Raw genomic sequence first — 21,009 nt, 5'->3', positions numbered from 1 at the left:
TTCTTTCGGCAAAATGAATGGTTGATTTCCGTTCCTCTATTGCTGATCCCCAAGGAGTCGTGCAGTCTCCACTCCAATCAACCACAACATTTACCTCCGAAATGTTTTTTTACAACAAGTAAAGAGCCATCAAAAATGATGGCTCTTTATTACATATTTAGGTTGCTTTACGCATACCTTTTAAAATAAGGCTTACGATGAAGATCAGCACGACAGCACCAATTAATGCTGGGAATACGTAAAAATTACTAACTCGCCAACCCCAGTTGCCAAGAACCATACTACCGATCCACGAACCGACAACCCCTGCAACAATATTTCCAATAATGCCGCCAGGTACATCTTTACCTAAAATTACGCCAGCTAACCAACCTAAAACTCCGCCGATGATTAAATACCAAATGAAGCTAATCATTTTTTTCATCTCCTTAAACTAAGATATAATGGCGATTGCTTAGTTATGCCCTGAATGGAGTATATTAAACGCGCCTCGCTTCTTTAGTAATTATTACAAATTCACAAGAAGGTTTTATCTCTATTTAGCTTATGCTGATACCTCATTTTTGTGCAAAAAACATTTGTAAGTGTTTTCTGTAGCGAAGAAACTACAATTACGCTAACGCGAAATGGATTACTTAATAACAGTTGTACCTAATGTATATTCAAAATGACGCAATGCCCATTCATGACCTGCAGCATCAAAACTTGCAACACCATCTGCATAAATGATCGTTGAAATGCCCAAATTATAAGCATCAACCGCAGTGTGTAAAATACAAATATCAGTACAAACACCAACTAAATGAATTTCTTTAATCCCTCGCTCATTCAATAAAATCGATAAATTGGTTCCGGCAAATGCGCTATAACGCGTTTTATCGAGCCACATCACTTTATTTTTGTGAAGGTTATACAGTTCACCAACTTGCCCGTATAAATGGCGTCCTTTAGAGCCACGAATATTATGAGGAGGAAAGAGTTTGGTTTCAGGGTGGAATGGGTCATCTTCCTCATGTAAATCATTCGCAAAAACAACAAATTCTTTTTCAGCAATAAATTGTTGAATTAAAGAAGAAATTTTTTGATCTAATGCTTGACCGGGCTCTCCACATGTTAGTTTTCCATCAGAAGCGACAAAATCATACGTATAATCAATTACTAATAAAGCCTTTTTCAACCTTTTCACACTCCTTATAGGTATAATTTCACTTATTATCATGCCATATTTGGGCCTGTTTGTCAGAAAAATGAATCAAATTTAATATTACGAATAGTTTGAAAATTGATTTTTCTGAGCGTATAATGTGAAAAAAGGAGAGTGGTCTATATGAATATGACAGCTATGAAACGTTTAAATCGCCAAGGATTTCTTATTGCAGGCTTGCATCTGCTAGTGTTATTAAATTTAGCAGCGGATTTTATATTCTCCTCGTAATCTCTTAAAAAATAGAAAGGTGAGTTAAATGCTTGTCCATTATTAAAACAACCGTGAAGGCATATTTTATTACATGTCCACGGTTGTTTTTTATTTGTTCTCATAGAATTTGCATAGAATTAAATGGAATTTCTACGGTAAATGTCAAAGACAAAATACAAACAAAGGAGGGGTAGGATGACCATTAGATTTGATCGAGCGTTCCATGAGCTAGAGCGCCCTTTTGCTTGGTTGGACTTTGATGCACTGGATCACAATATAGCGACTGTTCATGACTCCTGTGGACAGAAAAATATACGTATTGCTACGAAATCGATTCGTTCTATCGAGATATTACGCTATATACAAAATAATCTCCCCAATGTGAAGGGATTTATGACATTTACTGCGTCAGAAACAATATTTTTACTTCAACAGCATTTTGATGATTTACTGCTCGGATATCCGGTGATGGAAGAAGCTGCTGTACGTCAGTTATTGCACTTCGTAAAAGCAGAAAAAACTGTCACTTTTATGGTCGATAGATGGGAACATGTCCGATTTTTGGCGGAACTAGGGCGAGAGCTTGGCATTCGTGTGCGAGTATGTATTGATATTAATGTATCCACTGATTTTAAGATGCTTTATTTTGGTACAAAACGCTCTTCGCTCCATTCACTTGAGACACTAACACCATTCCTCGAATATATTAAAAATCAAGCTTTTATTGAAGTAGTTGGAGCGATGGGCTACGAGGCTCAAATTGCAGGAGTTGGTAATCGTCCAGCTAATGCTGTGAAAGGAAAATTTATTGAAGCTATGCAATTGCAAGCTAAAAAGCAAGTTACTCAGTTTCGTAGATTAGCCATTGCACATATAAAAGCATATTTTCCAAGCTTGCACTTAGTAAATGGTGGCGGTTCAGGAAGTATGGCATACACAGCACAACAAAAGGAGGTAACAGAAATTACGGTTGGCTCTGCATTTTATGCACCTGCTTTATTCGATCAATTTTCGCATTTACAGCTGGAAAAGGCAGCTGGATTTGCTTTAAGTGTCACAAGAAAGCCAGAAAAAAATATTGTTGTTTGTCACGGCGGAGGCTATACGGCGTCAGGGGCAATTAGTGCTGATCGCTTACCGGTATTCTATGACCCAACCTTTTTTTCATATCTTAACCTAGAAGGCGCAGGAGAAGTTCAGACACCCGTTAAGGTAAAACATAAAAATGTTCATGTAGGGGACACGCTTTATTTCCGGCACGCGAAGGCTGGAGAACTTTGCGAAAGATTTCAAGAACTACATGGAGTTAGAGGAGACAAGTATGTAGGAGCTTATACAACCTATAGGGGGGATGGACAGTGTTTTCTATAGATAAGTGGAAAAATGGTGAGAAGTGGACAAACTGGGCAGGTAATGTAATCTCTTATCCATCTGAGATGTACTTACCACGGTCGATTGAAGAGGTTACAAATATCGTGGGGCATGCACGTGAATTTGGAAAAACGATTCGTGTCACAGGTGCAGCTCACTCCTTTAGTGCTGTTGCGATGCCTGAGCATATAGCATTGTCTTTACATAATATGCGTGGGCTTATAGCGGTGAATGAGGAGAAACAAGAAGCGACTCTTTGGGCCGGAACGTATTTATATGAAATAGGCCCATTACTTGCGAAGCATGGCTTTGCTCTAATAAATATGGGCGATATTCAAGAGCAAACGATTGCAGGAGCAGTGTCAACAGGGACCCATGGAACTGGTGTAACACTCGGCTCGTTATCCTCAGCTGTAATAAAGTGGGGTTTTGTAGATGGTACAGGTACTTATAGGGAACATATGAGAGGAATGGATGATTTATCTGAAGCTTTACATGTTTCATTAGGGATGCTTGGTGTGCTTGTGAAAGTGACGATCAAAGTAATCCCTCTTTACAGTTTACATTATGTAAGCACAAGAGATACTTTAGCAAATGGGCTGGCGAAATTTGCTGAAGATATTCGACTGCATCGACATGTTGAGTGGTTTTATTTCCCTAGTAGTGAAACAATTCAAGTAAAGCGTATGAACGCTATAGAACCTGTTTATCAGAGTGAATGGAGTAAAAGAATTGAAACATTGAAACTTCAAATAGTAGAGAACGGTGCTTTTTTTGCTATGTCAGAACTTTGTAAATGGAAACCATCGTTTAGTGGTGCTATGAGTAAGTTAGCTGCAGCAAATGTTGTAGAAGGGGAAAAAATGGGGATAAGCTATGAAATTTATCCGTCTCCACGTAGCGTAAAGTTTCAAGAAAGTGAATATGCTATTCCATTAATGCAATTTGAGTCATGTATGGAGGAGATCCATGCAACTTTTAAAAGTGGAATTTTTAATGTGCATTTTCCGTTAGAATGTCGTACAACAGCAGGTGAAGCAGGTTTTTTAAGTCCTACCCAAGGTCAAGAATCAGCGTTTATTGCCTTTCATATGTATAAAGGAATGCAGGAAGGGCCTTATTTTGAATGGGTCCATACGATGATGAAGAAATATAAGGGGCGACCACATTGGGGCAAACTAAATCATTTAGCTGCTAATTATGTATACGAGTTATACCCGGATGTTGAAAAATTTTTAGCCATTCGAAGTCAATGTGATCCTGATAATGTGTTTTTGACAGGGTACTTAAGAAAATTATTTACATTATAAGCGCTATTTCTTTAATTGCAGTTCATCTCTTTTGATAGATTAAGCAAAAGTGTTGAAAGATTATTAAAAAAATTAAAATTTGAACGAAATGTCAAAATATTCACGGAAGCGAGATAAAAACGACAATTAGTCAGCATGAAAACGATTTCAAATTTTGCGTATTATTTAAATTGTTTAGATAATTCAAAAAATACTGTTGACGAGACCTTTTTTTCGTACTATGATAACAACAATTTAACAAGTTCGTTACATCAATTAGTTGCCTTAGGCGATTAACATATACGCAAAAATAAAATAGACAGAACATTTCGTATATAGCAACGAACATAGCAATAAATGAGGGGCGTTTAAAATGAGAAGTGACATGATTAAAGTAGGCGTAGATCGTGCGCCACATCGAAGTCTTTTATATGCAACAGGCAAAGTAAAAGCGAAAGATTTAGGCAAGCCATTTATCGGGGTTTGTAATTCTTATATCGACATTATACCAGGTCACGTTCATTTACGTACATTTGCTGATGTTGTCAAAGAGGCCATTATTGAAGCGGGTGGAATTCCATTCGAATTTAACACAATCGGTGTAGATGATGGTATTGCAATGGGGCACATTGGTATGCGTTACTCGTTACCAAGCCGTGAAATTATCGCAGACTCTGCTGAAACAGTTATTAATGCACACTGGTTTGATGGCGTATTTTATATTCCTAACTGTGACAAAATCACACCGGGGATGTTAATGGCAGCAGTTCGTACTAACGTACCATCAATTTTCGTATCTGGTGGTCCAATGGAGGCGGGTACTTCTGCTACTGGCAAGCAACTTTCATTAACTTCAGTTTTTGAAGGTGTAGGAGCTCTTAAATCAGGCAAAATGTCATCTGAAGAGCTGTTAGATATTGAAAACAATGCATGCCCAACATGTGGTTCATGTTCAGGAATGTTTACTGCAAACTCTATGAACTGCTTAATGGAAATGCTAGGAGTAGCTTTACCTGGTAATGGAACAATCCTAGCTACTTCTGATGAGCGCCATAAGCTTATTAAAGAAGCTGCTAAACAATTAGTCCATATGATCAAAGAGGACATCAAGCCTCGAGACATTATTACTAAAGAAGCAATTGATGATGCATTTGCACTTGATATGGCGATGGGTGGTTCGACAAATACAGTCCTCCATACATTAGCAATCGCCAATGAAGCTGAAATCGATTATAACATTGAAGATATTAATAAAGTAGCAGAGCGTGTTCCGTATCTAGCGAAAATTATGCCTGCTTCAGATATTTCAATGGATGATATAAATAAAGCGGGTGGCGTTAGTGCCATTATTAATGAATTAGTATCTATTCCAGGTGCTATTCACCCAGATCGACCAACAGTTGCAGGAGTGACAATGGGCGAACTTGTAAAGGATTATCATATTACAAATGATGAAGTAATTCGTACGAAAGATAATCCTTATAGCCCAGTTGGTGGTTTATCGGTTTTATTTGGTAATATCGCGCCAGACGGTTCAGTTATTAAAGTAGGAGCTGTAGACCCTTCTATCAAAGTATTCAAAGGTGAAGCAATCATCTTTGATTCACAAGATGCTGCACAGGAAAATATTGATAACGGAACTGTAAAAGAGGGTCATGTAGTCGTCATTCGCTACGAAGGACCAAAAGGTGGCCCTGGGATGCCTGAAATGCTAGCACCAACCTCTGCAATTCAAGGTCGCGGTCTTGGTACAAAGGTTGCGTTAATTACGGATGGACGCTTCTCCGGTGCATCTCGCGGTATTTCAATCGGACATATTTCACCAGAGGCAGCAGAAGGCGGTCCTATCGCTTTAGTAGAGAATGGCGATGTGATCACAATTGATCTACCAAATCGTACGATCAATTTAGAAGTTTCAGATGAAGTATTAGCGGAGCGCCGTGCAAAATTACCGGTATTTGAGCCGAAAATTAAGCGTGGTTGGCTAGCAAGATATTCAAAATTAGTAACAAGCGCCTCTACAGGTGGCGTTATGAAAATTTAAAAAGTTAAAACGTTGATGAGGTTAAAGGTTCTAGAGCCTTGTATCTACCAGAGAGCCGGTCGTGCTGGAAGCCGGCGATACAACTAGATCCGACATCCCCTCGGAGTGAGCTATTAAACGCATGTACGCAATTAGATAGCTCCGGGCATAATCGAAAGTGCTCGTTATTAATGGATAAATGATTTATGACATCGTCTTGGATACGAGTGATTTCGCATGGGTGCATAAATAGTTACATTTATTCGCGAGGTAGCAATTATTTGCTATAAAAAAGGGTGGTACCATGGAAAGTCTTTTTCATCCCTACGCAAGGTAGTTCTTTGCGTGTGGAGAAAAGGGCTTTTTATTTTTTAAAACGACGTTTGGAAGAGTCTGTCATCTCTTTTCAAGGAGAGAACCAGCTAGTAACACTTCAATGATGCGCATTACTGATGTGAAATTGAATGATAAGAAGGAGGCATATTTGATGAGTACGAATGTTTCTATCAATGAAAAAGAAGAATTAGCAACATCAGCAAAAGCTGAACAAACCTATCAAGCGAAAGATGGTGCCGACGTATTAGTGCAGGCACTACATGAGCAAGGTGTTGAAATTATTTTTGGTTACCCAGGTGGAGCGGTACTACCAATTTATGATGCCATTTATAAAAATCCGATTCGTCATATTTTAACTAGACATGAACAAGGTGCAATTCACGCTGCGGAAGGTTATGCACGAGTTTCCAATAAACCTGGTGTTGTTATTGCAACTAGTGGACCAGGGGCAACGAACTTAGTAACTGGTATTGCCGATGCGATGATTGATTCTATTCCATTAGTTGTTTTCACAGGTCAAGTTTCAACGGCTGTAATTGGTACAGATGCTTTCCAAGAAGCGGATATTATGGGGATTACGACACCAATTACGAAGCACAATTATCAGGTGCAGGATGTTAATGATATCCCGCGTATTGTTAAAGAGGCATTCCATATTGCAAGTACTGGCCGAAAGGGTCCTGTTGTAGTTGATTTTCCGAAAAACGTATCTCAAATGCTATTTGATGTAGAGACACCACCACAGGCTCCGGAAGAAATATATTTACCAGGTTATCAGCCAACGTACAAACCAAATTATTTACAAGTTCAAAAGGCTATACAGGCGATTTCATTGGCCAAAAAACCAGTTATTTTAGCTGGAGCTGGTGTTCTTTTTGCAGATGCCAAAGAAGAGTTAACAGCATTCTCTGAAAAATATGAAATTCCAGTAGCAAACACTTTACTGGGACTTGGTTCAATCCATGGAGAGCATGAATTATTCATCGGTATGGCAGGAATGCATGGAACTGTAACAGCGAATACAGCTATTACAAAATCAGACTTATTGTTGAATATCGGAGCTCGCTTTGATGACCGTTTAACTGGTAATTTGGCGACATTTGCTCCAAATGCGACAATCATACACATCGATATTGATCCAGCGGAAATTGGAAAAAACGTGCCGACAGACATTCCAATCGTTGCAGATGCTAAAGAAGCTTTAAAAGCATTATTGAAAAAAGACTTCGATGGTCCGGATACAGCAGAATGGTTAACATTCTTAAATAATCATACAAAGGAATATCCATTATGGTACAGCAAGGAGCCGGGGGACAAAGAAGTATTACCGCAGGAAGCATTAGAGCTTGTGCATAAAATTACTGAAGGTGATGCAATTGTCACGACAGATGTAGGTCAGCATCAAATGTGGGCTGCACAATATTATCGATTAAACAATGATCATGGATGGGTAACGTCTGGTGGACTTGGTACGATGGGCTTCGGCTTCCCAGCTGCAATTGGCGCCCAGTTTGCGAAGCCAGACAAAAAAGTTGTTTCCATTGTAGGTGATGCAGGATTCCAAATGACTGCGCAAGAGCTTTCTATCCTGCAAGAATTCAACTTACCGGTAAAAATTGTGATTATAAATAACAGCTGTTTAGGAATGGTTCGCCAATGGCAAGAAACATTTTATGAGGAGCGCTATTCATCTTCACTTATGCCGGTTCAACCAGATTTTGTTAAATTAGCTGATGCATATAATTTGAAGGGCTATCGAATTAACACAATAGATGAAGCTGAAAGTATTTTCCGCGAGGCACTACTTTCTGATGAGCCGGCGTTAATTGATTGTCGTGTAAAACAACTTCAATGTGTATACCCAATGGTAGCACCAGGCAAAGGCTTACATGAAATGATTGGGGTGAAAAAGAATTGAAACGAGTAATTACAGTAACAGTGATTAACCAAAGCGGTGTTTTAAACCGTGTAACAGGTTTACTTATGAAGCGTCAATTCAATATTGAATCAATCACAGTTGGTCATACTGAACAGCCAAACTTTTCGAAAATGACCTTTGTTGTAAACGTAGAGGATGAGCGTAAAATTGAACAGCTAGTGAAGCAATTATCAAAGCAAATTGATGTGTTAAAGGTCAATGACATAACAGATAAATCAATCGTGCTACGTGAGTTAGCGCTTGTAAAGGTAATTTCACCACCAAATTTACGACTGGAAATGAATTCAATTGTTGAACCATTCCGTCCACAAATTATTGATACAGCGAAAAATGTTGTCACCTATCAAGTTGTAGGAGATCCAGATAAGATTGATGCTTTTATTGAACTTATTCGACCTTATGGTATTAAAGAATTAACGCGTACAGGGGCTACTGCATCTGTTCGTGAAACACAAAAAATCTCAAATTCGCAGCTCTCTATTTTAAAATAGTTTGCATATAAAATGAAAGCTTTGGATACATAGCCCTTAGTGGTTTACTGGCATCCGAAGTTTAAAAAAACAAAACAAAAATTAGGAGGAAACAACAATGGCTACTATGTATTATGATCAAAACATCAACGAGGAAGTATTAAAAGGGAAGAAAATCGCAATCATCGGTTACGGTTCACAAGGTCATGCACATGCCTTAAATCTTAAAGAATCAGGATTCGATGTAGTAGTAGGAGTTCGTCCAGGCGGATCTTTCGATGCAGCAAAAGCGGATGGAGTAGATGTAAAGACTGTTGCTGAAGCAGCGCAAGAAGCAGATGTTATCCAAATTTTACTTCCGGATGAGCGTCAAAAAGCTGTATATGAGGCTGAAATCGCTCCACATCTTGAAGCAGGTAAAGCACTTATGTTTGCACATGGCTTCAACATTCACTTCGGTCAAATTACACCACCAGCAGATGTGGACGTATTCTTAGTTGCACCGAAAGGTCCGGGACACTTAGTTCGTCGTCAGTTCCAAGAAGGTGCTGGTGTACCAGGCTTATTCGCAATCCATCAAGATGCAACTGGTCAAGCAAAAGATTTAGCTCTAGCTTACGGTAAAGGAATCGGTGCAGCTCGTGGCGGTTTACTTGAAACATCATTCAAAGAAGAAACTGAAACTGATTTATTCGGTGAGCAAGCAGTACTTTGCGGTGGTGCTACACAATTAGTAAGAGCAGGTTTTGAAACATTAGTAGAGGCAGGCTACCAACCAGAGTTAGCTTACTTTGAAACACTTCACGAACTAAAATTAATTGTCGACCTAATGTTTGAAGGTGGTATGGCAACAATGCGTTACTCAGTATCAGATACAGCTGAGTGGGGTGACTATGTTGCAGGACCACGTATTATCGACGACTCCGTAAAAGCTCGTATGAAAGATGTTTTAACGGATATCCAAGATGGTACATTCGCTCGTCGCTGGATTCAAGAAAACGAAAACGGTCGTCCAGACTATACAAAATTCAAAGAAGCTGGTGCAAATCACCAAATCGAAGAAGTTGGGGCTAAATTACGTGCTATGATGCCATTCATCAATGAAGGTAAAGAAAAAGTTGTGAGAGAAGTGGCTACAAGTGCGAAAAATTAATATTTTCGATACAACACAAATAGCCAAGTAACTGAAGCACCTGGGAGTGACAATTATTGAAGCAGGTTTTCCTGCTTCGTCACCCGGTGACTTTGATGCGGTACATCGTATTGCAGGAACAGTGAAAAAGTCTACCGTAACAGGATTAGCCTGCTGTGTACAGAAAGATATCGGCACAACTTGGGAAGCAATCGGCAAAAGCTTATTTAAATGCCATTAACCGTCATTTGATACAAAGCCTTCGTGCACAGCCTGTAAGTTAATCGATCTTTAAGCTTCTGTGTAAATATCGCAGGTTTTGATGGTAGTGTATGGAATCAGCATAATGCACATTTCAAACGCAATTATGCCAATAACGTGTAGTCGTAATATTGATGACCTCACCTATTAAAATAGGTGGGAGTCTTACTAAAATAGCGTAGTCAACGCTATACAAAGAAAGGTGTTTTGACGATGGAGAAAAAAATTACAGTACTTCCTGGTGACGGAATTGGGCCAGAGGTTGTTGCTTCTGCTGTACGTGTATTACAGGTGATTGGTAAGCGATTCAACCATACATTCCATTTAGGTTATGCAACAATCGGAGGCGCTGCCATCGACCAACACAATAATCCACTACCAGATGAAACAATTGAGATGTGCGAAAACAGTGATGCAGTTTTACTTGGAGCGGTAGGTGGTCCGAAATGGGATAACAACCCACCTGAATTACGTCCAGAAAAAGGTTTGCTACGTATTCGCAAACATTTTGACTTATTCGCAAATCTTCGTCCAGTAAAGGCGTTCCCGAGTTTACTAGATGCTTCCCCATTAAAGCGTGAAGTAGCTGAAAATGTCGATTTAATAATTGTACGTGAATTAACAGGCGGCGTATACTTCGGGGAACCACGTATGCGTACTGAAAATGGCGCGATTGATACAACGGTTTACTCAACTGCAGAAGTTGAGCGTATCGTTGAAAATGCCTTTGAATTAGCACGTTTACGTGGAGGCAAATTATGCTCTGTTGATAAAGCAAATGTACTTGAAACAAGTCGTTTATGGCGCGAAGTAGTAGAAGCGAAGAAAAAGGATTATCCAGATGTGCATGTAGAGCATAATTTAGTTGACTCAGTTGCTATGAAATTAATTACAAATCCTAGTCAATATGATGTGGTAGTTACTGAAAATATGTTTGGAGATATTTTAAGTGATGAAGCATCTGTTATTACAGGCTCTTTAGGCGTACTACCTTCTGCGTCCATTCGCGGAGATAATTTTGGTCTATATGAACCAGTACATGGCTCAGCACCAGAAATTGCAGGTCAAGGTGTCGCTAACCCAGCAGCAACAATTCTTTCAGTTGCTATGATGCTACAATATTCATTTGGCTTAAAAGAAGAAGCAGCAGAAATTGAACGTGCTGTAAGTGCAGTATTTGATGATGGTTATTTCACTGCAGATCTTGCACGTGACGGCGCTCGTATAATGTCGACAAATGAATGGACAGATAAAGTAATTAACGAAATAGATACAAGCTTTGTTTCAGAAAGCATTATGACAACATACATTTAAGAAATGAGTGAAGATAATGGGAAAAAATATAATTGAAAAGATTTGGGTAACTAAACTGTTACAATAAATTTAGACAAAACTATACAAACCTGTATAGAAGCATAGATTTATAATAGAATACCCTTCGTATCAAGCGATTGGTGCGAACTCCACGTTAATTGCTTTTAACTCCTAAAGCCTTGTGACCAAAGCGGAGCTGGAAACGGCTGACGTAACGGTGCGAAAGCAGAAAAAACAACAAGGATGGCATAAGCTGAAAAAAAATCACTCAGTGTCCGTGAAGGATCATCGTGACAATGGAAAACGGTGGCGCTAAGTGCTTTGGCAATGGATGTTTAGCAGCGAAAGTCCTAAATCTCTACTGAGACAAGGAAGACGTTCAACGACTATCTCCTTGAGGGAGAGTAAAACCGCAAGCGAATGGCGGAAGAAAAATGTGGCTCTTATTAGAAGATAAGATGAAGATATAGTCTGCGCTTATGTGAAAGCATAAGAGGTCTACTCGTGAGAGAAAGACTGCATGAAGGGTTGCGCCTTCGTGTGAACAAGAAAAATATATACAACTATAAAAATGTTAACAACCTCTCTAAATAGGGTAAAACCCTAGTGAAAGAGAGGTGGTATGCATGGAATTAATGTCCATTGGGAAATTTGCGAAACATGTTGGTGTAAATGTTGTAATCCGTAATTTATATAAGCGACTTCATGACATCCGAACAAATCATTTACATCAATGTTCTAATGAGATTGTGAAAACCAAACCATCTCGTATTGTTATGGAACATTTAAATGTAAAAGGTTTGATGAAAAATAAACATCTGGCGAAGGCGGTAGCCGAGCAGAAGTTATATGAATTCAAACGGCAAATTCAATACAAATGTGAAAAATATGGAATTGAATTTGTTGAAGCCGACAGATGGTTTCCTTCATCAAAAACTTGTTCTAGTTGTGGACAAATCAAATCCGGTTTGAGACTGAAAGACAGATTATTTATCTGCTCTTGCGGATTAAAACTGGATAGAGATTTGAACGCAAGCATTAACTTAGCAAATTATTCAATCTAAGGAGCTTAACTGAAACTAAGTCTTAGATGTGTACGCAACGATACTGTGGAATTTAAGCCTTTGGAGAGTCATACTAAATGGTAATAGCTTCGGCGAAACCAGACTCGTAGAATAAGGAAGACACAAAACGAAATTCGGAAGATATAAGTTGTGTCACTGTAGGGGTGTTAACATTTCTTAAGAGATGTATATATTTTTCGTATCGGATAAACACGTCGTTTATCAGGAAGAGGGCAAACCGGACCTGTTATATATAGATCTCCATTTAATTCATGAAGTCACTTCTCCGCAAGCTTTTGAAGGTTTACGTTTGAACGGACGTCAAGTGCGTCGTACAGATTTAAGCTTTGCGACAATGGATCATAACGTGCCTACAAAAAATCTACCGACGATTCATGATCCAATTGCACGTAATCAAATTGAGACGTTAGCTAAAAACGCTGAAGAATTTGGCGTCGAGCTTGCAGGAATGGGGCACCCTGACCAAGGTATTGTTCACGTAATTGGACCTGAGCTAGGTTTAACTCAACCTGGCAAAACGATTGTTTGTGGGGACTCTCATACGTCTACACATGGAGCGTTCGGAGCGATTGCCTTCGGTATTGGTACATCTGAGGTAGAGCATGTATTGTCAACACAAACCCTATGGCAAAACAAGCCAAAAACAATGGAAATTCGTGTTGAAGGTGAGCTCCCTGTAGGCGTAGCTGCAAAAGATATTATTCTAGCGATTATTTCTAAATTCGGTATCGGTGTAGGCACAGGACATATTGTGGAATTCACTGGAGAGGCTATCCACAAACTTTCTATGGAAGAACGGATGACAATTTGTAACATGTCGATTGAGGCGGGTGCAAAGGCAGGGTTAATTTCTCCTGACGAAACGACTGTTGATTATATCCGTGGACGTAAACATGCACCTCAAGGAGAAAAGTTTGAGGAAGCGGCAAATTATTGGTTAAGCTTAGCATCCGATGAAGATGCGACATATGATACAGTTCGAATCATTCAAGCAGAAGACATAGAGCCAATCATTACTTGGGGAACGAATCCGTCAATGGGTTCAGGTGTGTCAAGTCATGTTCCAACACAAACAGATTATGAGGATGAATCAGATAAAGCTGCTCTTCGAAAAGCACTTTCTTATATGGGCTTAGAGGAAGGTCAACCATTAACATCAATCGATATTCAACACGTATTTATCGGTTCCTGCACAAATTCACGCATTAGTGATTTACGTGCAGCAGCAGATGTCATCAAAGGACGTAAGGTGCATGAAAATGTAACAGCGATTGTTGTACCTGGCTCCTATTCGACGAAACAACAAGCAGAAGCAGAAGGATTAGATAAAGTCTTTACAGATGCTGGATTTGAATGGCGTGAGACAGGTTGCTCTATGTGTCTGGCGATGAATGATGATGTAGTACCAGCTGGTGAACGATGTGCATCAACATCAAACCGCAACTTTGAAGGACGCCAGGGAGCGGGTTCTCGTACACACTTAGTTTCACCGCCAATGGCAGCAGCGGCAGCAATTGCTGGTCATTTTGTGGATGTTCGTGAATTCGTAAAGAAAACTGTGTAAATTCCATTTACACGGAAGGGATGATTGCAAATGGAACCAATTAATATCGTAAAAAGTGTGATAACACCACTTGATCGTAAAAATGTCGATACAGACCAAATTATTTCGAAAGAGTTTTTAAAGCGTATTGAGCGTACAGGGTTTGGACAGTATTTATTTTACCATTGGCGCTTCGACGCAGAGGGTAATGAAATAAAAGACTTTGTGTTAAACAAACCTGAATTCAAAAACTCTAAGATTTTAGTAGCACAAGATAACTTCGGCTGTGGTTCTTCTCGTGAACATGCACCGTGGGCAATCTTAGATTACGGCTTCAATGTAGTGATTGCACCATCATTCGCAGATATTTTCCATAATAACTGCTTCAAAAATGGGATATTACCAATCAAATTAACTGAAGCAGAGTGTGATGAAATTTTAACAAAAGGCTTAGAAAAACCATACGCGATGGAAGTCAATCTGGAAGCACAAACAGTAACGGGTGAAGATGGTGTAGTTTATAAATTTAACATCGATCCTTACTATAAGGAAACATTGCTGAATGGATGGGATGAGATTGCTCTTACCTTTAAATACGAAGAACAAATCGCTGCTTATGAAGCAAAACGTATTGCTTTTTAATTGATGTAGCGATGAGTTTTAGACTGAAGACATACTAGTTGTCTTCAGTTTTTTTAATGCTGAGAAAAGGAATTATGATTCGAAGGACAAACATTAAGAGGCCAAGAAAATATCACTTCCCCTCCAGTACCGATATTCTTGTGTATATGTTTCAAATATTAAATATTTGAATGTTTATTTTTAGTAAAATTACACAATAAATTGATGCAATATTTTGATAAAATAAAATTAGAGGTGGGGGGAATGAATGATAGCTTTTTTAGAAATATAGGGCAGTTAATTAAACATCAACGAAAAAAACAGCAGATTAAACAAGATGATCTGGCAATAGGTATATGTACATCTTCGTATTTGAGTCGTATTGAAAATGGTCTAGTGGTTGCTGATAAAGCAATTTATGAAATGTTACTACAACGATTAAATATTGATTTACATCAACATACCGAAAACCAAGAACAGATAAATGAACAGTTGGAGCTGATTTGGGAGAAAATCATTCTTCATCGACCATTAACTTCAAAAGAATATGAGAAGATTATTGCATATCCAAAAACTGAGTATATAGATGAAATACAACTAAAATATGCAATTGTACTTTGTCGTTATTTCCTTTTTGACAACAAGATGATGGAAGCCGAAAAGCTTTTAGAAAAAATTATGCCGTTTATTGATTGGGAATCCAATCGTATCACGCAAATGTATATTTTAACAATCGGTAATTATTATTTAAAAACTGAACTATATGCAGAACTAATTAACATGAATCAACAGTTTGATGTCGAGCAATATTATAAAAATGGAAAAAGCTTCGAGCATGCTTATTGTTTATATAATTTAGCGTTTGCTTATAACCGAGAATATCAAAATCAGGAAGCACTTAATTATATTGAAGCTGCGAGTAATGTATTTACACATTATTACGCACCATTATTTCAATTGAATTTATATTTAATGAATGCAGTTATTTTAAATTCACTATATCAATTTGAAAAAGCAATTAAAGAATATGAAGCTAGTTTAGATTTAGTTGAACATGTTGTAGATTTACAAACACCAAATCAAATGAGTTCTATTTATAATAATTTAGGTTATTGCTACGAATGCCAGGAATTATTTGAACAAGCCATCGAGAATTATGAAAAATCTTTAATTTTTGAATGTCAGTCACTTACTGTTGTAAATTATATTCGAACTTTATATCGTCATAATAACCTTGAAAAGATGAAGCAAATGATTGAATGTTTTAAAGATTTATCTTTTCAAAAGAGGCATGAAAAATATCAATTTGAAGTACTTAGTTTTATTTCTAACGAGAAAATTGAACAATTGTCATTAAAAGCATTAGAAGAAAAAACATTATGTTATTTTGAACAACAAAAATATTATTCTTTAATTTTGTTTTATGCACCATTATTTGCTGAACTTTATAGAACTCTTCTTGCATATAAACAAGCGAGTAATTGTTATGAAAGAGCATTTATGGCAAGTGAAAAGGTTCGGGTAATAATGAGTAGTTAACATAAGGGGGGAATAGCATAAAACTCATTCGAAAATACAGCTTGTTAATTTTGGGCTTAGGTTTTTCTAAATTAGGGGACTGGATTTATCTTGTAGCGCTCAATTTATTTGTCTGGCATTTAACACAATCGCCGGCAGCGATGGCTGGAATCTTTATTGTCGGACCAATTGCAAGAGTTTTAACAAGTTTGGTAGCTGGTTCTTTCATTGATCGTATGAATAAACGCAAGTTGATGATTACAACGGATATTATCAGAGGCTTGATTGTTTTTTGTATGCCGTTTCTGGAATCTATTTGGCTCATCTATACGCTGTTATTTATTGCGAATATAGCAAGTAGTTTCTTTGGACCTAGTAGTACATATTATATTACAAAGTTTGTTCCTTCGAAAGATAGACAACGTTTTAACGCAATACTTGGCACGTTCAATTCAGGCTCGTTTTTAATAGGTCCAGCACTAGCAGGGCTCCTCATCATTCTTTTTAATACAACAGTGACGATTTGGTTCAATAGCTTTACATTTTTGGTTTGTGCTTTGATCATCTCCTTTTTACCAGATGTAGATGATATGAAGGAAATTTCACGGCAACGTATTACGTGGCAACTATTAAAAAGTGACTATCTAGCTGTACTAGCTTTCATTCGACAAAATTTATTATTTATAACGATATATTTACTCTTTCAAAGTGCATTAATGATTGCATTTGCGTTAGATTCTCAAGAAGCCACATTTATCAAGCAAGATTTAGCTTTATCTGATAGCTTATATGGGGCCTTTGTGAGTAGTGCAGGAGCAGGAGCGATTTTCGGTGGGATAGTTGCCGCAAGCTTCGCCAAAAAATGGTCCACTCGATCATATATAGCTTTTGGTTTGTTTCTGACAATGCTATTTTACACTGCCTTTTATGCCTCGACATCAAGTATTTTGGCATTTGTAAGTTTAGTTTTTCTAGGATTTTTTATGGCATTTAGTAATTCTGGTTATGAAACATTTTATCAGCAAAATGTACCGCCTGAAATAATGGGTAGATTCGGTAGTTTTGCGAATATATTTCAAAATATTTTGCAAATCTCCTTAACCTTATTATTAGGACTGTTTGCAGAATTATTTACGCTTCAAATGACTGCAATTATTTTCGGTATTATTAGTATTTTATTTTCGATTTCATTATATTTTGTTCTATATTCTCAAAAAAACTATATCGGCTTAAAGGAGGAAATAGTATGATTAGCTATTCGCTGCGTTGTATTTTTTGTAAGAAAACATTTGAGGTTGTAGAAGGATCAAAGAAATATAGACTGTATAAACAAAATATGGAAGGCAAATTTTCTTGTGAAGATTGTGATAGAAAAATTGAATTGGAGTCAAGGAAAGGTTTATTGGGAAAACTTTAAATTGAAGCTTGTGCTCAATTGGTGAACATCTATAAGAAGATTAGTACTCCATAATTTCCTAATGGTATGCCCTGTCATTCTAAGGATTTCTCAGTTAAAATGAAAAAATAAGATGGAAGGCAGGGTATAAAGATGATTACAGTTATCGGTAGCATAAATATGGATTTAGTTGTACAAATGGGGATTTTTCCAAAGCAGGGAGAAACGATCCTCGGTAAAGATTTTCAAACGATTCCAGGGGGAAAAGGGGCTAATCAGGCAATAGCTGCAGCACGTCTTGGAAGTGAAGTCACAATGATCGGCTGTGTGGGCTCGGATAGTTTTGGTGAAACATTACGCACTGTTTTACAACAAGAGCATGTTCAAACTGAAGCTATTACAAGTGTATCGGCACCTACTGGGATTGCTAATATTTTACTCTATAATAATGATAACCGTATCATTGTAGTGCCTGGCGCTAATTATGAATTAAAGCCTGCACATATAGAGGCAGCGAAAGAAGTCATACAAAAAAGTCAGATGGTCATTATGCAGCTAGAAATTCCAAGGGAAACGACCGCGTATGCAATAAAACTTTGTAAAGAAGCAAATGTACCTGTTTTATTAAATCCAGCACCAGCCACAAATTTTGATGTGCAATGGATGGAGGATATTACTTATATCACACCGAATGAAACGGAGTGTGCCGAAATTTTTGGAGATAATATAGAGCAGGTTTTAGAAAAATATCCTAATAAAATGATTATGACGCTAGGTAGTGATGGCGCACGCTATTTTGATGGTGAATATCCTATTCATGTTCCGGGTTATATGACGAGAGCGGTAGATACAACAGGAGCAGGTGATACGTTTAACGGTGCACTCGCTTATGCTTTAGTTGAAGGGCAATCATTAGATCAGGCAGTGTATTTTGCAAATATTGCTGCTTCGTTATCAGTGGAGAAATTCGGCGCACAAGGTGGTATGCCAACACTTGGAGCAGTTTATGCACGTATGGCTGGAGTTGAAGAATAAAGAGAAGATCAACTCACTACAATTAAATACTTATAATTATTATTTCTTTTAGTCTGAATGAGGAATAATATCTGCGATAGAAGGTTTTGTAGAATAAGATTTTTTACCTATTTGTGACGGCTGTATTTAAGTATATTGTCCTTTTTTATCGTTAATTCTTAGTACTATGTATTAATAAAGGAATCTTTTCATTTATAATAACTTTAGATACATAGAAAAGAGGTATTGAGGATGACAGATATTGATAATGTGCCGATCGAATATACAGCCTCAGCGAATAATATTTTGCCACAGCTTGTTGATCATTTGCGACAATTACATGGCATTATTGTACAAAATACATATGTAAAAGATACAGCTAAACACTTAAATCGTATCATTCAAGATGCTGACAACGAAACAATGATTCTTATTGTTGGGAAAGAGCGTGTCGGAAAAACAACATTGGTAAATGGATTACTAGGGCGTCAAGTTTTGCCTGTTAGTGAGCAGCATCCAACTGGGGTAAATACATTTTTGCGATACGGTGAACATGAGGAAATAAAGGCGTACTTTTTAGATGGTGTTATAGCCGTATTCGATATGAGTAAGCTAGAATTATTGACGACTGGCGATACGTTCGCCTCTCAAATACTACGAGAACATTTAGATTATCTAGAAGTATATTTAAAAAATGATTTATTAAAATCAGTGACAATTATTGATTCTGTTTCATTGGAAGCAGGGGGAGGAGAAATGGCCTACTTCCCAGAAGCATTGATGAACCGTGTGGACGAAATATTTTGGGTGCTGCGTTCAGGTTCGATGGCTATTTATCCAGAAATATTATTAATGGAAACGTTAAAAAACAAAGGTGTTGAGCCTCTTTGTGTCATTAATGCCATAGATTCAAATGAAAATACGAAGGCGTTTATTGATGCTGAGAGAGAACGATTTGGTCATTTAATAAGTGATTTTGTTGCGATCTCTGCAAGAGAAGCAATTGAAGCTAAACAGATTAATAGTGATGAGCTTTGGCAAAAAAGTGAGTACGAGCAATTAATTTCAGAGATTCATCGAGTTGCAGAAAATAGTGATAAGAAAACGTATGGCATTTTAATTCGCTTCATGCAATGGCTTGAACGCTTCCGCTTCGAATTAGCTGTTATTCCACAAAGAGACCCATTCCAATCTGCTGTTAAGAACATTGAAAAGTATACAGGCGATACACAATACGAATTTTCGCGCTATCAACGTGATTTAGCGATTGTGACCGAATATGAGCAAGAATACGAACAGGTTGCCAATGTATTTAAAAATGTTCAAACATTATACCAACTTTTACAAATCATTTCACAAACTGATTATTTGCAGGATGAAATTGTAGAAGGCTTTACAGAAAAGGCTGTATCGTATCAACAAATGTTACGAGAATATCGAAATATGCATAGTGAATATTTACGTGAATATGATCGATTGGATGCGCAGCATAAAAAAATTCACGGAAAAGGTCTTATGAAGGCTATCTTTGGTCAGCATACACAAAATGGATTTTTCAAGGAACGTGTTAACAAGTTAAATGAGCAGCAATTGGCTTGTATTGCGCAATATGAAAAAGTGCAAGAAGCGGAGGAATTAATGCTTCATTCCATTCATTCCATACAAAGTTATCTTATGGAGTTAACGAAAATACGTTTAGCACGTATTGAGGAAAAAGTACTAGAGCTAAATCAACAACGTTCAAAAGAAAAATCCCAATTACAATTATACGCAAATAAATTGAATGAATTTTCTTGTTTAATGGAGGCGCAGGGCTATATTAAAGACAATGTTCAACCGTTTTTAATGGACGAACAAATGCCGCTTAAAGCAAAGGATATTGAAATGCTAAAAGAAACGGTTAACAGTATTATGAGCATTGATCTGTCGAATAATGGCCTACTTGCACGTAGTCAGATGAACAATAAAATGGAGAATGCTGTAATTCCTTTCGATGTTCAGAAGAAATATCCATTTTATCCGTTAGCTTTAGCAGAAGTAGATGTAAAATCAAACGATATACCAGAAATTCCGAAAAAATTAGATATTCAGTATGAAGATTAAACAATAAAGGAAATGTTCTAAAAGTAATTTATACTTTTAGAGCATTTTTTAGTATTTCGTTTTTGGGGCTCATCATCCAAAGTTGTGGATGACATTAAGACGTATACTTTGTATACAAAGTGGGTGGCGGTTGTACGGCTCCTTGGGCACATCGGACGTCCTCAGGAAAGCGCTCAG

General features: G+C 37.6%; 15 protein-coding genes and 2 pseudogenes. 15 read left to right on the top strand and 2 right to left on the bottom strand.

The features are described 5' to 3' along the window. Positions 1–157 precede the first annotated feature (157 nt). Both ACQKN4_RS11555 and ACQKN4_RS11550 read right to left on the bottom strand, forming a co-directional pair. Entirely contained in the window at positions 158–415 is a 258-nt protein-coding gene (locus tag ACQKN4_RS11555; RefSeq protein ID WP_079562065.1) for a GlsB/YeaQ/YmgE family stress response membrane protein, read from the bottom strand. Between the two features lie 216 nt (positions 416–631). Continuing rightward, a complete protein-coding gene (locus ACQKN4_RS11550) occupies positions 632–1,177 on the bottom strand; it encodes a cysteine hydrolase family protein (RefSeq protein ID WP_427483727.1) in 546 nt (181 codons plus the stop codon). A gap of 435 nt (positions 1,178–1,612) precedes the next feature. Between ACQKN4_RS11550 and ACQKN4_RS11545 the strand changes: the two genes are divergently transcribed. The 15 genes and pseudogenes from ACQKN4_RS11545 (at position 1,613) to ACQKN4_RS11475 (ending at position 20,832) form a co-directional block, all read left to right on the top strand. Further along, positions 1,613–2,788, top strand: a complete 1,176-nt coding sequence (locus ACQKN4_RS11545) for an amino acid deaminase/aldolase (protein WP_427483726.1) — start codon at positions 1,613–1,615, stop codon at positions 2,786–2,788. Then, positions 2,776–4,098, top strand: coding sequence for a D-arabinono-1,4-lactone oxidase (locus ACQKN4_RS11540; protein ID WP_079562068.1), 1,323 nt, complete (start codon positions 2,776–2,778; stop codon positions 4,096–4,098). Before ACQKN4_RS11545 ends, ACQKN4_RS11540 begins: the two co-directional genes overlap by 13 nt. Before the next feature lie 352 nt (positions 4,099–4,450). After that, on the top strand, positions 4,451–6,121 hold the full coding sequence (ilvD, locus tag ACQKN4_RS11535) for a dihydroxy-acid dehydratase (protein ID WP_079562069.1): 1,671 nt from the start codon (positions 4,451–4,453) through the stop codon (positions 6,119–6,121). Between the two features lie 466 nt (positions 6,122–6,587). Continuing rightward, positions 6,588–8,354: a biosynthetic-type acetolactate synthase large subunit gene (gene ilvB / locus ACQKN4_RS11530; RefSeq protein ID WP_427483725.1), complete on the top strand. Its 1,767-nt coding sequence runs from the start codon at positions 6,588–6,590 to the stop codon at positions 8,352–8,354. Further along, entirely contained in the window at positions 8,351–8,866 is a 516-nt protein-coding gene (ilvN, locus tag ACQKN4_RS11525) for an acetolactate synthase small subunit (RefSeq protein ID WP_079562071.1), read from the top strand. Before ilvB ends, ilvN begins: the two co-directional genes overlap by 4 nt. Positions 8,867–8,963: 97 nt before the next feature. After that, positions 8,964–9,998, top strand: coding sequence for a ketol-acid reductoisomerase (gene ilvC / locus ACQKN4_RS11520; protein WP_197144330.1), 1,035 nt, complete (start codon positions 8,964–8,966; stop codon positions 9,996–9,998). 31 nt (positions 9,999–10,029) lie between these two features. Further along, positions 10,030–10,191, top strand: a pseudogene (locus ACQKN4_RS11515) (2-isopropylmalate synthase); the annotation flags it as partial. Positions 10,192–10,451: 260 nt separating this feature from the next. Beyond that, positions 10,452–11,552, top strand: a complete 1,101-nt coding sequence (leuB, locus tag ACQKN4_RS11510) for a 3-isopropylmalate dehydrogenase (RefSeq protein WP_079562073.1) — start codon at positions 10,452–10,454, stop codon at positions 11,550–11,552. A 680-nt stretch (positions 11,553–12,232) separates the two neighbouring features. Beyond that, positions 12,233–12,616, top strand: a pseudogene (locus tag ACQKN4_RS11505) (RNA-guided endonuclease InsQ/TnpB family protein); the annotation flags it as partial. A 184-nt stretch (positions 12,617–12,800) separates the two neighbouring features. Next, a complete protein-coding gene (leuC, locus tag ACQKN4_RS11500; protein ID WP_427483724.1) occupies positions 12,801–14,201 on the top strand; it encodes a 3-isopropylmalate dehydratase large subunit in 1,401 nt (466 codons plus the stop codon). 30 nt (positions 14,202–14,231) lie between these two features. Then, on the top strand, positions 14,232–14,822 hold the full coding sequence (gene leuD / locus ACQKN4_RS11495; RefSeq protein ID WP_079562075.1) for a 3-isopropylmalate dehydratase small subunit: 591 nt from the start codon (positions 14,232–14,234) through the stop codon (positions 14,820–14,822). A 243-nt stretch (positions 14,823–15,065) separates the two neighbouring features. After that, positions 15,066–16,340 (top strand): hypothetical protein, encoded by a 1,275-nt coding sequence (locus ACQKN4_RS11490; RefSeq protein WP_427483723.1) that lies wholly within the window; start codon positions 15,066–15,068, stop codon positions 16,338–16,340. 50 nt (positions 16,341–16,390) lie between these two features. Then, positions 16,391–17,569 (top strand): MFS transporter, encoded by a 1,179-nt coding sequence (locus ACQKN4_RS11485; RefSeq protein WP_427483722.1) that lies wholly within the window; start codon positions 16,391–16,393, stop codon positions 17,567–17,569. A gap of 299 nt (positions 17,570–17,868) precedes the next feature. Next, on the top strand, positions 17,869–18,750 hold the full coding sequence (rbsK, locus tag ACQKN4_RS11480) for a ribokinase (protein WP_427483721.1): 882 nt from the start codon (positions 17,869–17,871) through the stop codon (positions 18,748–18,750). Between the two features lie 231 nt (positions 18,751–18,981). Further along, entirely contained in the window at positions 18,982–20,832 is a 1,851-nt protein-coding gene (locus ACQKN4_RS11475; protein WP_079562079.1) for a dynamin family protein, read from the top strand. Positions 20,833–21,009 lie beyond the last annotated feature (177 nt).

It is taken from the genome of Lysinibacillus sp. NPDC093692 (assembly GCF_050280125.1).
In the GTDB taxonomy this organism is placed as follows: domain Bacteria; phylum Bacillota; class Bacilli; order Bacillales_A; family Planococcaceae; genus Lysinibacillus.
Note: the sequence above shows the minus strand (reverse complement) of the source record. Positions and strands in the feature narration are given on the sequence as shown.